The following is a 15,577-nucleotide window of genomic DNA, read 5'->3' as shown; positions in this document are numbered from 1 at the left end:
CCTCCTTCTAACCTTCGAATGGGAAGGTTTAACGTTCTACAATATTATATACATCCCGGCGGGAAACGTTAAAACGCTTTGCCACCTGGCGAATAGCTTCTTTTTTAGGTACCCCAGTATCTACAAGGGCTTGCACAGCATCTTCATAAGATACTGGTTCATCCAACACTTCACAAGTATCGGACTCCACTGTATCAGCACCGCTTACGATGAGGACGAATTCACCTTTATAGGTGAGCTGTTCTAAATCCTTTATAAGGCTTTCTAGATCGGTGCGTACAAAGGTTTCAAACTTCTTCGTCAATTCCCTTGCCACCGTTATAGAGCGATTACCAAAGACTTCATACATATCTTGTAAAACCTCTTGTAATCGATGCGGGGCTTCGTAAAACAGCAAGGTTCCCGTCACTTGTGAAAGTCTTTTTAATTCTTCAATACGATGTTTTCCCCGTTTAGGCAAGAACCCTGCAAAGGTAAAGGATTTAGTATCTAAACCTGATGCAATAAGTGCTGTTAACGCCGCATTGGCTCCTGGTAATGGAACTACAGCTATGCCTTCTTCAATGGCCTTTGTTACAAGGTCTGCCCCTGGATCAGAAATAGCAGGCATACCCGCATCACTAACGCAAGCAATCGACTGTCCTTCTAACAAAAGCTCCAAAATATAAGCACCTTTTTCCTCCTTATTATGTTCATGATAAGAAATCAAAGGCTTTTTAATATCAAAATGTTTTAACAATATGCCCGTATGACGTGTATCCTCAGCCGCGATAGCATCTACCTCACCCAAAATACGAACAGATCGATACGTCATATCTTCTAAATTACCAATCGGTGTAGGCACCAAGTATAATGCGCCCCATTCATTATCGTTCATACCAAGAGGACACCTCCTTCGTGTACACATTCGTTTTTTTGTAAACGATGAGTGGTGGCTCAAGTACAAGACCTGCCTGACCTTGAAAAATAGACTCTATCAAAACTAATTTTGCTGGTTTATCTAGCATACCATGAACAAACCGAATTCGTTTTGCTTGAAAGTTAAACCTTTCTAGTTCATGTAATACATATTGCAACCGACTAGCACTATAAATCATCCACAAGCGACCTTTACATTTAATAAAAGACTGTACCGCTTTCAGAACATCACATAAAGTTGTATGTCCATCATGAAGTGCTAAAGTACGCTCTTCAGATGTAGGCTTTGCACCGCTTTCACAATCATAAAAAGGGGGATTAACAATAACACCATCAAAAGGCTTATCTTGTATATCTCGATATGTCATATGCCGATAATCACCACATAACATATTTACCACATCTTGTTTACGATTATGTTCTACGCTACGCTTAGCCAACTCAACGAGAGTTTCATTAATTTCTATACCTGTAATATGACCTGCCCCTAATGACGTACCTATAAGCGGCATAACCCCTGACCCCGTTCCAAGATCAACATAGGTATGACGACCATTAAAACGACAAAAATGAATGAGTGCTATGGCGTCAAAGGAAAAGCGAAACATATCAGAACGCTGATAAATCTGTAAGCCATCGATAATTAAATCATCAAGTCGTTCTTGATCATTCATCAGGCAATGCCACCTCGGACCATTTCAAATCGATAGTACGGCCCGCTTCGAGCTGTACCTTTACAGTATGTTTATGATGATTTACCTTTAAAACTTTACCAATACCTTCATCGGTAACAACCTCCTTACCAATGCCAGGAGGTGCTATATCTTGAGGAGATTGAGTGCGTTCCTTCTTCACATATAGGTCGCCACCTTTTTTATATAAATCATCTTCGTAGTTAAGACAACACATCAATCGACCGCATACACCGGAAATCTTCGTAGGATTTAAGCTTAAATTTTGATCCTTTGCCATGCGAATCGATACAGGCGTAAAGTCACCTAAGAAATTTGAACAACACAAAGGTCGACCACAAGCACCGATACCATTTAGTACTTTAGCCTCATCACGGACACCTACTTGGCGTAACTCGATGCGCGTTCTAAATATAGTTGCCAAATCTTTAACGAGCTCACGGAAGTCAATACGGCCATCTGCAGTAAAGAAGAATATAATCTTATTCATATCAAATGTGTATTCCACATTAATAAGTTTCATCGGTAACTTGCGTTTTTCAATTTTTTCGAGACAAATTTCAAAGGCTTTTTCTTCGCGCTCTTTATTCTTCTCGATTTGTTTCAAATCCTTAGACGTCGCCTGTCTAATAACAGGCTTAACAGGGGCAACAACAGAATCTTCATAGACCTCTTTAGGTCCAATCACAACTGTGCCATATTCTACACCACGTGCTGTTTCAACGATAACTCCATCCCCAACGGATAGTTCTAATTGTTCAGGCTGAAAATAATAAATCTTTCCCGCCTTTTTAAAGCGTACGCCAACTATGGTTAGCATTTAATCCTCCTCCCGAGCATCATGAAGGGCGATACTAAGACCGTCCACCACGAGAGCGGTTTTTATATGTAAGCACAAAGCCCGTTCTGCTTGCAATGTTTCGGTAATAACCTTAGCCAATGCTTGCATAGACCAGCGCGGTAATAATCGTAATAATTGAGTTTTGTATATAGGTACTTGTAATTGCGTGTCTTGAGCCCCCATTTTAAGAGCCATCATATCTCTACTTACAAGGCGTAGCCAGTGCATCAATTCCGTTAGGCTTTCACGAGATAAGCTTTCACAAGCTAAGGAAATCATAGAAAACCATCGCGTTTCAAAAGCTAATATGTCCATCACCTTAACGGCTAACTCTAGCATTTCAATGCGACCTTGTGTCGCCAGTTTTTCCACCAATTGTGGATTACCATGACCAGCTAATAAAGCCTGTTCTATATCACCGGTAATTCCACGCGCTATAAGAGCGGTGCGAATCGTATCTACATCAACACTGTTAAAACCAACTCCCATACATCTAGAAATGATGGTAGGCAATACGGTGTTAATCTTGTTCGTAATAATGATGAAGTACACCTGTTCGGGTGGTTCTTCAATGGTTTTTAGCATAGCATTTGCCATAACTGCATTGGCTGTGTGAAAGTCCTCCACAATGACAACGCGGTTCCCATTGCCCGCCACAGACAGATGATCTTGTAATAATGAATACCACTGCTCTACCTTTAAGGTTGTTTTCATAGGGCGAATCCAAAAGGCATCACCCTTATCCATATAGATAGGTAATCCTTCGGCTTCGATACGTTTTTCCGTATCCCCATTTGCTAAACGGGCTTCCTTAACCTCTGCTAAATAAGATTCCCCCTTAGGTTGAGAGAATACTTGACGCCCTAGTAATAAAGACGCTAGGCCTATGGCCATATCTAGCTTGCCAAGACCAGATTCGCCATAAAACAAGAGACTATGAGGTAATGCATTACGACTTACAAGTTCAGATAGGTGTGCCTTAATCGAATCTTGACCAATTATAGAATCAAAATATGTCATAGTGCCTCCTATCAATACATGCTCAATATTAATATTATATAGGAAAAAGGCGACTTTTAAAAGAGTCGCCTTTTTCTAAGGTAGTAGATTTTCTACTACACTATATACATCATTATGAATTTCTTCAATAGTACGCAACGTATACTGACTAGACTTAGCTTTATAAGCACAAGGTATGCGGTGCCATTGATAACGCTTTACTAATTCTTCATACGCACCGTGAACGGCTACTAAATATGCATGATTTCCTTCGTGAATATCACCAGTATTGCCTCCTGTTTTACCAGTGCGCTCCGCCATAAGGGCTTCGCTCACTTCAAGGGGCATATCCAAAAGGCATACCGCATCAGGTTTAGGCAAGCCAAATTTTTGGAACTCAAAATCTTCAAGCCAATCTAAAAATGCAGTGCGTTCCTTCGGATCATCGTATTTTACCATTTGGTGCACCATGTTAGACGTTGTATAACGATCTGCAATGATGATCCCCCCATTTTTGTAAAACTGTTCCCAGTCAGTTTTGAAGGAAGCAAATCGATCGATGGCATACATAGAGCTTGCCACATAAGGATTTACATCATGTACATCCTTACCAAATTCACCGGCTAAATACATTTTAATAGGCATAGCGGCGCCGCTATCATAGTTTGGAAAGCTCACAGACTTAACGGCATGCCCTTCTTTGGTCAAGCGTTCTACTAAGAGTTTAGTTTGTGTAGCCTTACCGCTGCCATCTCCACCTTCTAATATAATCAAAGTCCCCATAATTACTCCTGTAATACCCAAATTGTTTCCAATGTCATATCATCAGCACCATTCGGTACAAAACCTAAAGCCTTGCGATTCTCTATATATTGTAACACAGAGGCACTAATCTCTTCACCTACTGCTACACAGGGAATACCTGGTGGATAATAAGCAATTGTCTCCCCTGCAATGCGATGAAGTGCTTCTTTTAAAGGTACTTGCTCACGATTTGCATACATAGCATTGCGAGGGGTTATGCGCACAATAGGCGCTGGCAGCAGCGCAGAATCTTTACTAATGTCTTGCAATTGCTCTTCCTCTGTTTTATTAAATTCTTTAAATGCACGTAACACCTTTTCACTTACAGCTTGTACAGCCTTAATAAGAGCAGTTACAGACTCGTTTGTATCACCTATGGTAATGAGCACTAGCACATGATGAGCTTGTACTAACTCCACCTCAATATGATGTTCTCGTAACATCCGTTCAAAAGCAACGCCTGTGAGCCCTAATTCTTTAGCATCAATCAGCACCTTAGTACAATCATAATTTATTACCCGCTCTTGAATATCTGTGTATTCCATAGTAGCAATACCAGAAATTTTATTGAGTTCCTCACGTAAGTACATACTCAACTCTACTGCACGACTTACTAAATCATTACCTGCTGTGGCTAATTGATGGCGCGCCATATCTAAGGAAGCAAGGAAAATATAATTTGGACTCGTGCTTTGTAGCATTTGATGCATTTGCGTAATACGCCGCTTATCAATTTTTTTACCTTGCCCTAATAACCAAGATGTTTGTGTCAAAGAGCCAACAGATTTATGTGTACTTTGAGCCACCAAATCTGCTCCAGCCTCTATAGCTTCTATAGGTAAACTTTCAGAGAACGGCAAATGAGGCCCATGAGCTTCATCAACAAGTACAATAAGGCCCCGCTTATGAGCCTCTTGTATGATATTAACAATATCTATGCCCACGCCATAATAGTTTGGATAAACTAAAAGAATCGCCTTTGCCTCTGGATGTGCATCCATTGATTTGATAGCATTTTCTAATGATACACCTAGTGGAATCCCCCAGCGTTCATCAAAATCACAGCCCATATATACTGGTTTGGCTCCTGAGAGAACAAGCCCACTAATAACAGAACGATGTGCTTCTCGAGGAATGATAATGATTTCATCAGGCCCTACAGTCCCCATAATCATGGCTTCGATCAAAGCTGTAGTACCATTAATAGAAAACCAACAACCATCAGCTCCATATAATTCGGCTGTTAAGTCTTGCGCTTCTTTTAATTCCCGTTCAGGTTCATGTAAATCATCTAAAGCATACATAACACCTAAGTCATAGGGTAATGCTGCTCCCATCCAGTTCTTTAAAAGTTGAGGTGCTTCAACGCCTATCTTATGACCTGGCGTATGAAAGGGCACGAAATGTTGTTCTTTATATGATTCTAAAGCCTCTACAAAAGGCATTTTTTCTTGATTACTCATATGTACCTCGTAAAAAGGGCATGAATCTCAATGAGACTCATGCCCTTATGCATGTATTTATCGCTGTGGACGACGTTTAGGATTGAATTGATTCATGCCTTTATCAATGCCTACCTCTAGGGTGCCTAATACGGCTTTTACCGTATCCTTAATACCTTTTTGTACCTTCTCTTGCGACTCTTCACTAAATGGTGCTAAAACGTGATCAATGACAGTCCATTGTGGTAACGGACGTCCAATTCCCACGCGGAATCGAGGAAAATTTTCTGTTCCTATATGGGAAATTAAGGATTTAATCCCATTATGTCCACCCGAACTACCGTTTGGTCGAATACGCAACTTACCTATAGGTAAATCCATGTCATCATAGATACAATACACATCAGATGGATCAATTTTGTAGTACCGCATTAACGGTCCTACAGACTCACCACTTAGATTCATAAATGTTTGCGGCTTTACAAGCAATACTTTTTCACCATCTACGGTAATACTACATACCTCAGCACGTTGCTCCTCTCTCCAAGGCGTGTGAGGGACACTATCGGCAATGGCATCAATAACCATAAATCCAATATTATGTTTTGTCTTTTCGTATTGCTTGCCGGGGTTACCGAGGCCTACTACTAATTTCAAAAATCACCTATTATTTATCAAATAAATTACTTACAGACACTTCATGGAAGATACGCATAATTGCTTCACCCAACAATGGAGCTACGGATAATTGCGTAATATTTGGTAAGTTGCAATTTTCCGGCAATGGAATAGTATTAGTAACGATAAGTTCCTTAATATTGGAATTTGCAATTCGTTCACTTGCCGGATCTGTCAACACTGCATGTGTAACAGCGGCGGTAACGGATTTAGCACCGAATTCTTCCAATGCTTTAGCACCTTCAACCAAGGATCCAGCTGTATCTACGATATCATCGATAATAATACAGTTTTTACCTGCCACATCACCGATGAGATTCATAACTTTAGCCACACCTGGTTCAGGGCGTTTTTTCTCAATGATTGCAATCGGTGCACCAATGCGGTCAGCCAAATCACGAGCTCTTGTAACACCGCCAAGGTCAGGAGATACAACGATAATATCTTCCATATTTTTTTCATTAATATATTTAGCCAAAATAGATGCGCCAAACAAATGATCTACAGGCACATCAAAGAAACCTTGAATTTGTCCTGCATGCAAATCAATTGTTACAAGACGTGTAATACCTGCCGTTTGCATCAAATTAGCTACTAATTTAGCTGTAATCGGCTCACGACCACGAGTCTTACGGTCTTGGCGAGCATAGCCATAGTAAGGAACTACTGCAGTGATATGACGTGCAGAAGCTCGTTTTAACGCGTCAGCCATAACCATGAGTTCCATTAAATTATCATTTACAGGATAGCTAGTTGGTTGAATGATAAATACATCTTTGCCACGTACGCTTTCATCAATCATTATTTGTACTTCGCCATTGTTAAAACGACCTACAAATGCTTCACCTAAAGGCAACCCTAAATAATCACAAATTTCCTTTGCCAATGCAGGATTTGCATTACCTGTGAAAATCTTGAGTTTTTTGCCGTCTTCAAATGCCATTTTGTTACCCTTTCATTTGCTCCTATACTGGTTACTTATCCATAATCTATACATTACAGATACACACTATTGCCTTTTTATTGTATACTATTTTGACCTAATTGTGTTAAAAAATATGAGATTTTTTTTATTTCTTTTTGAAAGTATCCTCTGTTACCCAATTTTCTTTCACAATTTGCTTACTGCGCCCTACAGCCAAGGCCTTATCTGGTACATTTTTAGTAATAGTAGAGCCCGCACCTACATAGCTATAATTACCTACTGTTACAGGGGCAACTAAGTTACTATTACAACCAACAAATGCACCATCACCAATAGTCGTACGATGCTTAACTTTCCCATCATAATTCACGGTAATAGTGCCACAGCCAATATTAACACCGGCCCCAACATCACTATCACCGATATAGGAGAGATGTGGGAACTTAGTACCTTCCCCAACATTAGAGTTTTTAACTTCTACAAAGTTACCTACATGAACCTTATTACCTAAAACTGTATTTGGACGCAAATGGACATATGGACCTACATCTACACCGTCTTTTACTTCACAGTCATGACCATAAGTAAAGTGGATAATCGTATCATTGCCGACTTTTACATTCGTCAAACGAGTGTGTGGTCCAATTTCACAACGCTCACCAATCACGGTATCACCTTCAAGAATTGTACCAGGATGCAAAATTGTATCTGCACCTACTGTTACCTCAGGAGCCACATAGGTATTTTCAGGATCAATAATTGTTACGCCAGCAGTCATTAACTCAACATTTTTACGATGTTTTAATATAGCTTCAGCCTCTGCTAATTGCAAACGTGAGTTTACACCTAAAGATTCTTCAAAATCCTTAGTCATGTATGCACTTACCTTGTCGCCACCATTTACGAGAATACCAACTACATCAGTAATATACAATTCACCTTGGGCATTATCATCAGATAATTGATCTAAGCAAGGCCATAATTTTTTACTATCAAAAGCGTACATACCTGTATTTACTTCTTGAACCGCTAATTCTTCAGGTTTACCATCTTTCTGTTCTACGATACGAACTACAGAACCCGCTTCATTACGAATGATACGTCCATAACCAGTTGGATTCGGCATATGAGCAGTTAAGATTGTAGCTGCTGCACCGGAATTTTTATGTTCTTCTAAAAGTGCTTCTAAACTTTCTTTTGTAACCAGGGGAGTATCACCGCATAACAATAAGATTGTACCATCATAATCACCAAGTACTGGTTGAGCCATCTTAACTGCATGACCTGTACCATTTTGTTCTTCTTGACGAACAAATTCAGCACGCTCTCCCAAGTAATTTTGTACTGCATCGCCACCAAAACCAACGATAACAACATCGCGATTGGTACCAATGGATTGAACCGTTTCAAGAACGCGTTCTACCATCGCCTTACCGCCGACCTTGTGTAACACTTTTGGCAATTTAGACTTCATACGCGTGCCCTTACCAGCAGCTAAAATAAGGCTTGCAATATTCATAGTAATCTCCTATCTGTTATCTCTTATATCTCTAAACCATTTTAAATATTATTTACGTCATTATTTAGCCCATAGGTCAATACTCAATATAAACCATTATATCAGCCTATAATCTTCCTAATATTAATGATTTACTCTGCATCTAACACAGGCTCTATACTAATTTTCTTTGTATTTTCATCGATACCATAAAAAGTAAATAGTGATTCATAATCATCGATCAACTTCGGACTTGGTTCAGCTGTAGCTACAAGAACACCTGTGCCAACAACGACGCCACTCATTTCAAGAACTAATTCTTTAAGCCCCTTAGCGGTACCGCCAGCTTTCATAAAGTCATCGATAATTAACACTTTCGCATTTGGAGGAATTGCCCGTTTAGTTAGAGTCATAGTTTGAATGCGCCCAGAGGAACCTGTTACATAATTGATACTAATAGCAGAACCTTCTGTTACCTTACTATCACGTCTAGCAATAACAAGTGGTTTATTGAAAGCTCTCGCTACCATTACAGCCAAAGGAATCCCCTTTGTTTCTACAGTCAAAATATAGTCTGGTTCACGGTCCACGAAACGAGTCATAATAATCTCACCCAGACGTGTCATTACATGCCAATCATATAAGATATCAGACATATAAATAAAACCACCTGGAATGATGCGATCTGGCTCCATTAAACGAGCTTGCACATCGCGTAGAATATCGTTCGCTTGTATTCCCTTGCGATGCGGAATAAATCGTACCCCACCAGCTACACCGGCCACCGTTTCTAAGGTCCCCAGTTGAAAGTGTTCCATAGACTGCCTTACACATGTTAAATCTTCACTAACCGTTGATTTAGCCATGCCAAAAAAGTCGCAAAAGTAATTTAAAGGAATCAATTTTTGCGGTGAATCAACTAACAGTTTTGTCATTGCCACCATTCGTTCTACGCGCCGTACTTTATCCATAGGATTATCCTTTACCATTCATCATATAACTATTAAGTATGCTTATTAATTTAACATCATGAGTCATCATCATATATCTATTATTTATTATACCATATTTTCCGAATATTCGAGGTTTTGAATACATTATAATTCGGTAAAAGAAAAACTCTCTAGCATGTTATACAAGAATATGATTGTAGTCTATACATCTATCATATAATCATATAAAACTAGAGAGTTATCATTATAAAATATAAACCTTTACAGATTGACGTCCAAACTGCAATGCTTCTGCACGAGAATCAAAGGCTAAATCAATGCGATGCCCTTTAATAGCACCACCTACATCGTCAGCTACAGCATAGCCATAACCTTCAATATATAATCGCGTTCCCAAAGGAATTAATTTAGGGTCTACAGATACAAGTCCCTTCCGTAGACGACTGCCTGTAGCTGTATATTTTCCGTTGCCAGGATCTTGAGATGAATAGCCACTAGCCTCCATCGTTAAAACTTTAGAGTATTTATTAGGCACTCCATTATGATCGCGTTCTGTGCCATGTCCACCATAACGAGTCTCCATCTTTTCTAAAGCATTCATCGTAGCAGGACCAACACGACCATCTACAGCGAGCCCTTTAGATTTTTGAAATTTTCGAACAGCTTGTTCTGTATTATGACCGTAAATGCCATCTATAGAATCATGTAAAAAACCTTGATGCTTTAACATGGTTTGCACCTTACTAACGTGATGCCCTCGTTGCCCCCGATCAATAGTTTTTGCTAATGATACAGAGGATACCATTACAATCATACAAACAAGCGTACATGCAATAATTATTTTTTTTATCATATACACCTCACCTTACATTAAGTAGTATACTATACAGTTTTAAATAATCTATAAACCATAAAAGTTCTATTAATATCAATAATTCATATATATTAAATTATAGTTATAGTATAGTTTTAAGGGTGTATTACATATATATCATAAAATTATAAGATACCAATGAAAATCTCCATTATATCCTGCAAGAATATTCGCTTAGATTACTTCTAAAGTCGGAAATACTCTTCAGTCTATAATGGAGATTTAATAGTTTTATTCAATTTTAGCAGTTATGGTATACACCAATATGACATTCTTTTCGGTTTGCACCAACAAGTCTTAAGAAGATGTAGCCGAATAATGCAGAGATTAATGAGCCAAGTATAACGCCACCTTTTGCCATTTCTTGAGCGTGACCGGGTTCAAATGCCAAGATAGATACGAAGATACTCATTGTAAAGCCTATACCACATACAATCGCAGTACCATATACATGCTTCCAATTAGCTTCTGTCGGCATTGGTACAAGGCCACATTTCACCATCGCAAATACTGCACCAAAAATACCTATTTGTTTCCCTATAATAAGGCCTAATGCAACACCAAGCACTACAGGATGCGTTAAGTCATTAACAGATACATTACGTAAATCTACACCAGCATTAAAGAATGCAAATATTGGTACAATTAAAAAACTAACCCAATTGGACAATAAATGTTCCCAATGTTGCATTGGGCGAACATACTTACGGCCTCGTTTGCCTTTTGAAGGAATTGTCATAGCTAAGATTACACCAGCCATAGTTGCATGTAAACCAGATTTTAATACACAATACCAAAGGATAAACCCTAGAATGATATATGGTAAAGGTCGTACATATCCTTGCTTATTACAATAGATTAAAGCAGCTACAACTACGACAGCTGCACCTAAATACATCATGTGAATACTTGACGCATAGAAGATTGCAATTACGATGATAGCAATCAAATCATCTATAACGGCAAGAGCTGTTAGAAATACTTTCATTGAATTCGGTACTCTAGAGCCTAATGCAGATATAATACCGATGGAAAATGCAATATCCGTAGCAGTTGGTATTGCCCAACCATGTATATATTCAGAATGAAAACCTGCAATTAAGTAGTAGATAAAAGCGGGCGTTAGAACACCAAATAATGCGGCAATGCCTGGCATCACACGCTTAGCATTAGTATTAAGCTCACCTGATACTAATTCACGCTTAACTTCGAGACCTACAAAAAGGAAGAAGATTGCCATCAATGCATCATTAACCCATTCTAAAATTGTTAGATTACCTATATGGTGATTAACGATTTGAAAGTATTGTTCAGATGATGGAGAGTTCGCTAAAATTAAAGCGAGTACTGTTGCTCCTAGGAGTACAGATGTAGCTGCACCTGGAGAACGTAAGAAAACAAAAATGCGTTCCATTTGAATCCTTTCTATACTTACAAAAGATTATTTTATTAAATTTTACCACGCATCTTGCGTATTTGATAAGCTAAAATTAGGACAATCGCACCTAGCAAGCCTGCCGTGATTGATCCTATAAAGATACCTACCTTAGCCATTTCTTGTGTTATACCTGGTGGGAAAGCCAGTGTAGCAACAAAAAGGCTCATAGTAAAGCCAATACCACACAAAATAGCTGTCCCATAAATTTCAGGCCACGTCGTTTTTGTAGGCATCTTAATTGCCTTAGATTGAACCAAAATGTAGACGGCAGAGAATATACCTAATTGTTTTCCTAAGATTAAACCGAATGAAACACCTATGATTACAGGATGGAATAAATTATCTATGGAAAAATCAGCAAAGGATACACCAGCATTTAAAAAACTAAATAATGGTATAATTAAGAAGTTTACCCAATTGCGTAAAGCATGGGCCCATTCTTCCATAGGATATACTACCTTATCTATAACTTTACCTTTAAAAGGAATTGTCATAGCCAGTACAACACCAGCAATGGTAGCATGCACACCAGATTTTAAAACTAAATACCAAAGAACTAATCCTAGAACACAATACGGAAGTGGTCTTAAATAGCCTTGCTTATTAGTATAAATCAGTAAACCAGTTACAGCCGCAGCAGCTATTAAATCCATAAAATTAACGCCTGCCCCATAAAAGAGAGCAATAACGACTATGGCAATCAAGTCGTCAATAATAGCTAATGCAGCTAGAAAGGCTTTCATCGCTGTAGATACCTTATTACCAAGCATTGTAATAACGCCTATAGCAAAAGCGATATCTGTAGCGGTAGGAATCCCCCAACCATGTCTATATTCTGGCATATATCCAGCCGCAAAATAATACACAATAGCTGGCGTAATAACACCTGCAAATGCGGCTAATACGGGAAGCACACGTTTCGCCTTCGTATCAAGCTCCCCAGAAATCATTTCCTTCTTGATCTCTATACCAACATAAAGGAAAAAAAGAGCCATTAAGGCATCATTTACCCACTCCAGTATAGTCATTGGACCAAGGTGTATTTGCATGACTGCAAAATACTGTGCTGCAATCGGTGAGTTCGCCACAAGAACGCCTAAAATAGCAGCGGACAGCAAGGATATCCCACCAGCAGACTCTGACTGGAAAAATGCTTTTATAAAATTCATAATAACTACCACTTTCTGAGTCATAAATAATAATACGTATTTTTATGTATATAAAAACAACTATATTTATTATTATATCATTTCAGTTCGAAAATAATCAATATTGTTTACTTTCTTTAAGTAAAGAGATAAAAAATACAATAAGTGATACAGTTAAACAAATAGCAGCAATCGTATTCATAACAGGATTTTGCCAAAGTGGTAGAAGCAATCCTATAAGAACAGATATACTACAAAATAATGGTGTACGCCAAATATGCTTTTCCTCTACCGATACTTTAGATAGAATTACATCTGATTTTTTATACTTTCTAATAATAGTCATCATAAGTCCAGTCACGATACCAATAATGAGAACAATATCCCATATAGCCCACAATATCTTCAGAGCCATCGTATTATGATTATGAATATGTAGGTTAATCATAGTCGTCATACCTGTAAAATACCATGGAACTGCTTTAGTAGAAAATCTATCATTACTAGAATCGACATACAAGTTAGCATATACAGGCTGTCCAAGAAACATAGCTGGATCATCATCATTTTCTGCACCTAAATAAAATGCATAATGGTAATTGTTAAACTTAGATGGATAATCCATAGAAATAACTTGTCGATCTGGATATACTTTCATTATACGAGAAATTGCTTCTGATGGTTGCAATATTTCAGATTGTCCAATCGAAAGTTCCTGTTTAGCATTATGAAGTACATCGGCATTATAGTTATCATTTGCAATAAAAAAGCCCCCAATCCATACACCTGTTATACATAATATAAATCCCCAGACCGTTGCAACTATTGAGTATTCACGATGTAATGCACCTATTTTCATTTTCTTAGATAAAACAGAGGCTTTAGAATAACTTTTACGAAATGGACCATATAAAAAAATCCCTGAAATAATAGTGAGACTACATAAAAATGATAAGAATGTTACAATATATATGCCAATTTTACCTAAATCTAATCGTGTATGTAATTGATGAAGAGTATGTAACATACTACGAATCCAAGGATGTACAGGAGGCTCATTATGTGAAGTAATCAGTTCTTTAGATATAGGATTATATAAAACATAATCCCCACCCATTCCCATGCGAGCTGGAGGTGCTACCGTAGCCGTAGATTCAATAATACGATACCGTAAAATATGTGTAGCCCCCATAGCAGGGGATATATTCAAAATATCTTTTGATGGATATTTCTGTTTAACAAGTAGTGCCCCCTGATCAGCATACTTAAATATAGATTCTTCATGTTCATTCATCGACATTATAGCTGATGAATGATGTGTTGTTCCACCTTGAGCCCATGCATTTAACTCAGTTCGAAACATGAGTACTAATCCTGTAATACAAAACATTAAGAAGAAAATTAAGGAAATGATAGATAACCATTTATGAACTTTATATACTTTTGACATACGAATTCCTCCTTTTCTATTATTTTATACATCTAGATTGAAAGTAATTCAATACATTTACTACTATAGGTATAATCATAGATATATCTATGATTACTTGAATGTATATGTAAATATATGATACAATATTTACATCGTGCGGGCGTAGTTCATCGGTAGAATGCGAGCTTCCCAAGCTTGAGAGGAGGGTTCGATTCCCTTCGCCCGCTCCATATAATTTGTGATGTAATGTATATCACAAATTATATGCAAAATATTATAATATATATACTTTTTGTATTGTTTTTTAAGGAGATATCCATGAAATTAAGTGCAAGAAATCAATTAAAAGGTACTATCGTTGAGATCCAAGAAGGCGCTGTAAATGCAATCGTAAAAATCAACGTAGGTAATAATAATATTGTTACTGCTGACATTACTATTCAATCCGTTAAAGAATTAGGCTTAGCAGTTGGCAAAGAAGTTGTCGCTGTTATCAAATCCACTAGCGTAATGGTTGGTGTAGAATAATAAAGAATTAGAGCTGCTTAGGCAGCTCTTTTTTTGTATATATATTAAATTCCTAATAAGTTGTTATTAATATATAGGCTCTATGATTTTGTGATCATGGGGCTTGTTATTTACATAAATATGGAGTTGCTCAACTAGTTTACGGTTCGATACCATTGGTGCTGCGCACCGCGGTATCGATTAGATAAAGTTTATTTACATATATTTAAAGTAGCTCAACTGCTTTACGGTTCGGTAACATTGGCACGTTGTGCCTCGTTACCGTATGGATTAGTTAGATACTACCATTAGCCGCGGCTTCCTATCAATCCTCACTGTGGATTTCCCTTCTCTGCTTCGCAGCTCGGTAAATCTTACGTTCGGAAGCACTCATATGGTTCGGCTGCGTCGCTTAGCTCTAAGACCTC

The 15,577-nt window shown here is 38.1% G+C and carries 15 protein-coding genes and 1 tRNA gene; 2 read left to right on the top strand and 14 right to left on the bottom strand.

The window, feature by feature from the left end; all coding sequences use genetic code 11:
• Positions 1–28 precede the first annotated feature (28 nt).
• From rsmI to KH286_RS00015, 14 genes are all read right to left on the bottom strand, one after another.
• Positions 29–877 carry a 16S rRNA (cytidine(1402)-2'-O)-methyltransferase gene (gene rsmI / locus KH286_RS00080; protein WP_008713597.1) on the bottom strand — a complete coding sequence of 283 codons (849 nt, stop codon included), beginning with the start codon at positions 875–877 and terminating at the stop codon, positions 29–31.
• Positions 867–1,592 (bottom strand): tRNA1(Val) (adenine(37)-N6)-methyltransferase, encoded by a 726-nt coding sequence (locus KH286_RS00075; RefSeq protein WP_008713596.1) that lies wholly within the window; start codon positions 1,590–1,592, stop codon positions 867–869. The genes rsmI and KH286_RS00075 overlap by 11 nt, the downstream gene beginning before the upstream one ends.
• Positions 1,585–2,430: a PSP1 domain-containing protein gene (locus tag KH286_RS00070; RefSeq protein WP_008713595.1), complete on the bottom strand. Its 846-nt coding sequence runs from the start codon at positions 2,428–2,430 to the stop codon at positions 1,585–1,587. Before KH286_RS00070 ends, KH286_RS00075 begins: the two co-directional genes overlap by 8 nt.
• On the bottom strand, positions 2,431–3,471 hold the full coding sequence (locus KH286_RS00065; protein WP_060919003.1) for a hypothetical protein: 1,041 nt from the start codon (positions 3,469–3,471) through the stop codon (positions 2,431–2,433).
• Positions 3,472–3,546: 75 nt separating this feature from the next.
• Positions 3,547–4,233 (bottom strand): dTMP kinase, encoded by a 687-nt coding sequence (locus KH286_RS00060; RefSeq protein WP_278617492.1) that lies wholly within the window; start codon positions 4,231–4,233, stop codon positions 3,547–3,549.
• A gap of 2 nt (positions 4,234–4,235) precedes the next feature.
• Positions 4,236–5,717: an aminotransferase class I/II-fold pyridoxal phosphate-dependent enzyme gene (locus KH286_RS00055; protein WP_278617491.1), complete on the bottom strand. Its 1,482-nt coding sequence runs from the start codon at positions 5,715–5,717 to the stop codon at positions 4,236–4,238.
• A gap of 57 nt (positions 5,718–5,774) precedes the next feature.
• Positions 5,775–6,353, bottom strand: coding sequence for an aminoacyl-tRNA hydrolase (gene pth / locus KH286_RS00050; protein WP_008600525.1), 579 nt, complete (start codon positions 6,351–6,353; stop codon positions 5,775–5,777).
• A 10-nt stretch (positions 6,354–6,363) separates the two neighbouring features.
• Complete coding sequence (locus KH286_RS00045) at positions 6,364–7,317, bottom strand: ribose-phosphate diphosphokinase (RefSeq protein WP_008713587.1); 954 nt, start codon at positions 7,315–7,317, stop codon at positions 6,364–6,366.
• A 127-nt stretch (positions 7,318–7,444) separates the two neighbouring features.
• Positions 7,445–8,818, bottom strand: coding sequence for a bifunctional UDP-N-acetylglucosamine diphosphorylase/glucosamine-1-phosphate N-acetyltransferase GlmU (gene glmU, locus KH286_RS00040; protein ID WP_077708284.1), 1,374 nt, complete (start codon positions 8,816–8,818; stop codon positions 7,445–7,447).
• A 131-nt stretch (positions 8,819–8,949) separates the two neighbouring features.
• Positions 8,950–9,768: a pur operon repressor gene (gene purR, locus KH286_RS00035; RefSeq protein WP_004697116.1), complete on the bottom strand. Its 819-nt coding sequence runs from the start codon at positions 9,766–9,768 to the stop codon at positions 8,950–8,952.
• A 226-nt stretch (positions 9,769–9,994) separates the two neighbouring features.
• Positions 9,995–10,603, bottom strand: a complete 609-nt coding sequence (locus KH286_RS00030; RefSeq protein ID WP_024060198.1) for a peptidoglycan-binding protein — start codon at positions 10,601–10,603, stop codon at positions 9,995–9,997.
• Positions 10,604–10,865: 262 nt separating this feature from the next.
• Positions 10,866–12,038: a Na+/H+ antiporter NhaA gene (nhaA, locus tag KH286_RS00025; protein WP_024060197.1), complete on the bottom strand. Its 1,173-nt coding sequence runs from the start codon at positions 12,036–12,038 to the stop codon at positions 10,866–10,868.
• A 35-nt stretch (positions 12,039–12,073) separates the two neighbouring features.
• The gene (gene nhaA / locus KH286_RS00020) at positions 12,074–13,231 is read right to left on the bottom strand and encodes a Na+/H+ antiporter NhaA (protein WP_004693243.1); all 1,158 of its coding nucleotides are present in this window, start codon (positions 13,229–13,231) and stop codon (positions 12,074–12,076) included.
• A 97-nt stretch (positions 13,232–13,328) separates the two neighbouring features.
• On the bottom strand, positions 13,329–14,660 hold the full coding sequence (locus KH286_RS00015) for a PepSY-associated TM helix domain-containing protein (protein WP_278617490.1): 1,332 nt from the start codon (positions 14,658–14,660) through the stop codon (positions 13,329–13,331).
• Between the two features lie 138 nt (positions 14,661–14,798).
• Between KH286_RS00015 and KH286_RS00010 the strand changes: the two genes are divergently transcribed.
• Together KH286_RS00010 and KH286_RS00005 are read left to right on the top strand one after the other, a co-directional pair.
• Positions 14,799–14,872 (top strand) — tRNA-Gly (locus KH286_RS00010).
• Between the two features lie 88 nt (positions 14,873–14,960).
• Positions 14,961–15,170 carry a TOBE domain-containing protein gene (locus KH286_RS00005; protein ID WP_004693239.1) on the top strand — a complete coding sequence of 70 codons (210 nt, stop codon included), beginning with the start codon at positions 14,961–14,963 and terminating at the stop codon, positions 15,168–15,170.
• Positions 15,171–15,577: the final 407 nt, after the last annotated feature.

Source organism: Veillonella parvula (assembly GCF_018378075.1).
GTDB classification, from domain to species: Bacteria; Bacillota; Negativicutes; order Veillonellales; family Veillonellaceae; genus Veillonella; species Veillonella parvula_K.
This window is presented reverse-complemented; position numbering and strand designations above follow the sequence as displayed.

Excerpts from the sequence above, each read along its gene's own strand:
- KH286_RS00060 (WP_278617492.1), bottom strand. The coding sequence starts at position 4,233 with ATGGGGACTTTGATTATATTAGAAGGTGGAGATGGCAGCGGTAAGGCT.
- KH286_RS00065 (WP_060919003.1), bottom strand. The coding sequence starts at position 3,471 with ATGACATATTTTGATTCTATAATTGGTCAAGATTCGATTAAGGCACAC.
- purR (WP_004697116.1), bottom strand. The coding sequence starts at position 9,768 with ATGGATAAAGTACGGCGCGTAGAACGAATGGTGGCAATGACAAAACTG.
- nhaA (WP_004693243.1), bottom strand. The coding sequence starts at position 13,231 with ATGAATTTTATAAAAGCATTTTTCCAGTCAGAGTCTGCTGGTGGGATA.
- nhaA (WP_024060197.1), bottom strand. The coding sequence starts at position 12,038 with ATGGAACGCATTTTTGTTTTCTTACGTTCTCCAGGTGCAGCTACATCT.
- KH286_RS00055 (WP_278617491.1), bottom strand. The coding sequence starts at position 5,717 with ATGAGTAATCAAGAAAAAATGCCTTTTGTAGAGGCTTTAGAATCATAT.
- KH286_RS00045 (WP_008713587.1), bottom strand. The coding sequence starts at position 7,317 with ATGGCATTTGAAGACGGCAAAAAACTCAAGATTTTCACAGGTAATGCA.
- rsmI (WP_008713597.1), bottom strand. The coding sequence starts at position 877 with ATGAACGATAATGAATGGGGCGCATTATACTTGGTGCCTACACCGATT.
- KH286_RS00075 (WP_008713596.1), bottom strand. The coding sequence starts at position 1,592 with ATGAATGATCAAGAACGACTTGATGATTTAATTATCGATGGCTTACAG.
- KH286_RS00070 (WP_008713595.1), bottom strand. The coding sequence starts at position 2,430 with ATGCTAACCATAGTTGGCGTACGCTTTAAAAAGGCGGGAAAGATTTAT.
- KH286_RS00030 (WP_024060198.1), bottom strand. The coding sequence starts at position 10,603 with ATGATAAAAAAAATAATTATTGCATGTACGCTTGTTTGTATGATTGTA.
- KH286_RS00015 (WP_278617490.1), bottom strand. The coding sequence starts at position 14,660 with ATGTCAAAAGTATATAAAGTTCATAAATGGTTATCTATCATTTCCTTA.
- glmU (WP_077708284.1), bottom strand. The coding sequence starts at position 8,818 with ATGAATATTGCAAGCCTTATTTTAGCTGCTGGTAAGGGCACGCGTATG.
- KH286_RS00005 (WP_004693239.1), top strand. The coding sequence starts at position 14,961 with ATGAAATTAAGTGCAAGAAATCAATTAAAAGGTACTATCGTTGAGATC.